Below are 4,560 nucleotides of genomic sequence, written 5' to 3'. Positions count from 1 at the left end.
CGGCCAGCGGGACGCCTCGCGCTCCGTGGCGGCCCGCTCCGCCGCGGCGTCGTTGCGCGCCCTGGACGCGGCGACCCGCTCCCTGGCCTCCTTGGCCCCGTCCGCGGCCATGGCCCTGACCTTGCTGGGCCGTTGTTTCTGCACCGGTGGGGCGCCGGGCGAGCCCTGTGCCGCGGAGACAACGGCGGCCGAGGCCGCCGTCGCCCCGACGGGTAACGAGATCACCACCGTCAACGCCGCCACCAGGGCAGCACGAATTCCGGGCCGACGCATGACCCAACCTCCTCGAGAGGACAAGAGAGAACCCGCGGATCAACCGGGGGAAGATGCGGACGGGTGCGGGGACCGGCTCGCCGGTCCCCGCACCCGTCAGTCGCCGATGACGGCGTCCATCTGGTCGGAATCGGCCATGGCGCCCGCCCACAGCCGCAGATCGGTGATCCTCGCGGGGAGGAAGTGACCCCAGGAGGTCGCGCTGAAGCCCTTGCCGGCCGCGAAGTCGCCCGACCCGGGCACGGCGGTGTAGGCCAGGTCGAGGTCGTTGCGCTCGTGGCCCACGTAGAGGCGCACGACCGGCCCGTTCGGCGCCAGGGCGTCGTACACGCCGGTCAGGCGGACCGGGCTGTCCAGGCTGGCCGAGGTGTCGGAGCTCACCCAGGTCTTCGTGCCGTCCTCGCCGACCCGGCCGAAGCGCCAGAAGCCGACCGGGACGCCGACCTCGTTGCCGTCGTCGTCGAGCTGCGTCTCCTTGCCGGTCAGCTCGAACCACAGGCCCCACGACGACCCGTCGGCCGTGCGCTGCCCGGCCACCTGGCCGACGGTCCCGACCGGCTTCGCCAGGAGCTTGTCCCGATCGAGCTCGACCTTCACGGTCACCGTGAAGGAGCCGGTTTCGTCCACGACGGGGCCCGCGGTGGTGGCGGCGTCGTCCACGCCGTCGAGCACCAGGCCCTCGCCGTCCAGCGACGCCCCGCCGGCCAGCGCCAGCGCCCGGCCGTACCCCGACAGCGAGTCGGGCACCCGCGCCCCGGCGCCGCCCGCCGGGTCCCAGTCCGCCACCAGCTCCACGTCGTTGCGCCCGGACGCCGGGGACTCCGACCGCGCCTCCGTCGCGACCTCCTCCGGGGTCAGGACGCGCTGCCAGGCGGCCACCTCGTCGATCGAGCCCGGGAAGTGGAACTGGAAGACGTCGGCCCACTTGTAGCGGCCGATCTCGAACGGGCCGGTGGCCGACCACACGCCGGACACGGTGGCGGTGCCCTGCGGCAGGCCGTTGAGGTAGAAGCTCAGCTTCTGCGTCGCCGGGTCGTAGCTGCCGGCCAGGTGGGTCCAGACGTTCGCGCGGGACGTGGCGTTCTTGCCGCAGACCCCGTAGTAGGCCTTGCCCGTCGCCTCGTCCTTGTCCTTGACCCCGAAGCAGAAGGCGCCGTAGTCCTTCTCGTGCCACAGGAGGAACGGGCTGTAGCCGCCCGAGCCGTCCTGCGACAGCACGATGCCGTCGTCGCTCACCTTGTCCAGCCGCACCCACGCGGCGACGGTGTAGGCCGACCGCGTCTCCAGCACGGGCCCGGACGTCGCCGCGTACGCCGAGGTGCCGTTCAGGCTCACGCCCTTGTCGATCTTCGGGGCGTCCAGCGGCGTGCCGGCGTCGTCGTGCCAGACCTCGCCGCGGCGTCCCCGCGCGTCCCGTACGGCGCCGCCGTAGAGCGTGGCGTCGTGGCGTCCCGTGCCCCGGTCGACGGCCGCGCCGGAGTCCTCGTCGAAGTGCCACCTGCCGACGGGGCCGGCGCCCGCGGCGACCAGGAAGTCGACGGCCGTGGTCGCGCCGTACCTGCCGACGTTGTCCTTGGCCCGCACGTACAGGCTGTAGGTGCCGGAGGCCGGGGGAGTGATCACTGCCTTGGCCGTGGCGCCCGCGACGTCGGACGACCAGGTCGGGCTGGTCGACGCGCGGTACTGGTAGGCGACGTTGCCGGCGTCGCCGGACGCCGGGCCGAAGGTGACGGTCGTGCTCTGGCCCGGCCCGCCGGCGGGCGTGCAACTGGTTGTGGTGCAGGCGGTGTACGGCGCGCCGAGCGTGACCACCGGAGCCTTCGGCGCGGTCGGGTCGACCTTGAAGTAGCACCATCCGGTCGTCGAGCCGTTGGACGGCCCCGCCAGCTGCTTGGTGTAGTTGCTGTAGTAGGAGCGCGTCCACGAGCGGTAGCGGTACAGCACCCCCTCCGACAGCGTCGGCGTGGACGCGGTGACCTTCACGTTGTCGCCGACGTGCCCGGTCGTCGGCCGCTCCATGGTGATGAAGGCGTCGGTCCAGGTGCCGTCGGCGTTCTTCTTGTCGACGTCCATCGCCGCCCGGAGCATCGCGCCCGACTCGCCGCCTGCGGCGGTCTGCGGGGTGGACGCCAGCGTGGGCGTGGGGTCGGACACGACCGCGGGGGCGGTCTCCTTGGTCTCGCAGACGGTGCCGGAACCGGTGACGAGGCCGATGCCGGTCGGCAGCGCGGGCACCCCCACGTAGTCCACGACGAGCACGGCGTCGTTCCTGAACCGCTTCCAGGCGGAGGTGTCGCCCTCGTCGTGAGCCCGCAGCTCCAGGGTGAGTTTGGAGAACTTGCCCGCCGCGAAGTCCTTCACGGTCGGGGTCAGGTTCTCGTTCGTCTCCTCGGGGTTGTCCTTGAACTCGATCGGCGCGGTCGGCTGGTCCGGGTCGCACGCCGAGCCGCGGCCCGCCGACACGTGGCGGTCCACCATCCAGTCGAGCTCCTTGGGCCGGCCCGACCAGGTCGTCGAGGAGGTGAAGTTGTTCGTCCGGACGAGGTCGACCCACCGGGGGCTGCACTGGAACGCCCAGGGCTCGGTGACGCGGAACGCCGCGCTCAGCACCTGCTTGCCCTTGAGGCTGGCGGGGGAGAACTGGAAGTACAGCCGCTGGGTGTATCCGGGCCCGCAGTAGTAGCCGTTCCAGGTGCCACAGTGCCCGACGCCCTCACCCTGGTTGTTGCTGCCGTTGCCCCAGTTGTACGACTTGTAGCCGTCCGAGCGCAGCAGCGTCCTGTCGGTCTCCCCCCAGGTGACGGTCGGATCGATGTAGACGGGGTAGGCCGACTCGTCCTTCTGCCGCAGCAGGCCGGCGTCGGGGACGAGCGTGAGCGTGTCCTCGCCGACCTCGATCGGCAGCTCGGCGTGCCCCGCCCCGGGGGCGGGACCGTCGGCGGCCTGCCCCTCGCCGGCGGGGGCGCTCGTCTCCGGCGTCGCCTGTGGAGTTGTCTGTGGTGCCGTCTCCGCGGCGGGCGCGGATCGGGAGGCGCCGCCCTTGGCCGCCGAGGTGGGGACGGCCGCCGAGGTGGGGACGGCCGGCGCGGTGGGGGCGGCGGATGCGCCCGCCGTCCCGTCCTGCCCGGCGGCGGGGTCGCCGGTGGAGTCCCACATCGCGGCGGGAGGCGAGGTGAAGACCTCGGTGGCGTTGCCGTCGGTCGCGGACATGCCGCCCTCCGCCGTCTCCTCCACCTCGAGGCCCGACGACCTCACGGCGTACTGGATCCGCGCGAGCGCGGGGTCGGCCGCGGCCTGCGGCGTCTTGACGATCAGGACCTGCCGGAAGCCCTCGGTCGTCGCGGTCATCCTGAGGTCCACGTCCGGCAGCACGTCGGGGTAGGTGGCGTTCGGGCCGTCCAGCACCGGCGCGGGCAGTGCCCCCGGCCACCCCAGTGCGAGCGTCCGGCCGTCCCTGGTCATCGTGACGAGGCTCCCGCCGTCGCCGCCTCCCGAGAAGGAGATGCCCACCGCGGCGGCGACCGGCCCCACGCTGCCGTCATCGCGCCGCTCCAGCGTGGCGTCGGGCGGCACCCACGCGCCGTCCGGTCCCTTGACGCGGACGGGGGTGGTCGACTGCTCCAGCCGGAACGACTGGCCGTCGGGATTGGCGTAGGTCGTGGTGAACTCGGTCCGGGCCTCGGTCACCTCCACCGGTTCCCGGAGCTCGGCGGCGCGCGCCTGCGCCAGCCGCCAGCCGCTGAGCCGGCCCGCGTCGGACTCCGTCCGACCTTCCTCCGCCGCCATCGCGGCCGGGGGTGCCCCGGTTCCCACCAGAACACCCGCCACGACCACGGCAGTGAGCGCACGCCAACTCCGCAGTCCGGGAAACCAAAACATGGGTTATCTCCCGTACGAAATCCACAAGATCGCCAACATTAAACGTTTACCGTCATCCCCTGGCAATAAAATCTTTTCGCCCATGTGGGATTTGAGTTATGTTGCTGACATAAAGCGAAAATAAGTGATATTAGGTCGGTAAGTCAGACAAATTGACACTGCGATGCTCAGTGCGTGCGTCCGCGGGCGAGACCTCCGCCTCGAACGTCGCATCGCCGAGCCGGCCGCTCACGGCGCGTGAGGACGGGAGCGTCGATCGCGGAACGGACCGTGCCGGCCGTCGCCGCGCGTGGACCGCGGGGCGGACCATGCCGTGCGGCGGGAGAGGAGCGCGCCCCGGCGAACCCGGCGGCCCCGCCGGTCGTGACCGGCGGGGCCGCCGCGCCCCGGGCCGCTCCCCGGGCCGAT

2 protein-coding genes are annotated in these 4,560 nt (G+C 72.4%); both read right to left on the bottom strand.

From position 1 onward, the window contains the following. A partial coding sequence (locus tag AB0J39_RS38275) for a hypothetical protein (RefSeq protein ID WP_363473925.1) occupies window positions 1–273 on the bottom strand: 273 nt, incomplete at its 3' end. A gap of 96 nt (window positions 274–369) precedes the next feature. Then, a complete protein-coding gene (locus AB0J39_RS38270; RefSeq protein ID WP_363473923.1) occupies window positions 370–4,086 on the bottom strand; it encodes a LamG-like jellyroll fold domain-containing protein in 3,717 nt (1,238 codons plus the stop codon). Between the last annotated feature and the right edge of the window lie 474 nt (window positions 4,087–4,560).

The sequence above is a fragment of the Microbispora sp. NPDC049633 genome, from assembly GCF_040675265.1.
Taxonomy (GTDB): Bacteria; Actinomycetota; Actinomycetes; order Streptosporangiales; family Streptosporangiaceae; genus Microbispora; species Microbispora maris.
Note: the sequence above shows the minus strand (reverse complement) of the source record. Positions and strands in the feature narration are given on the sequence as shown.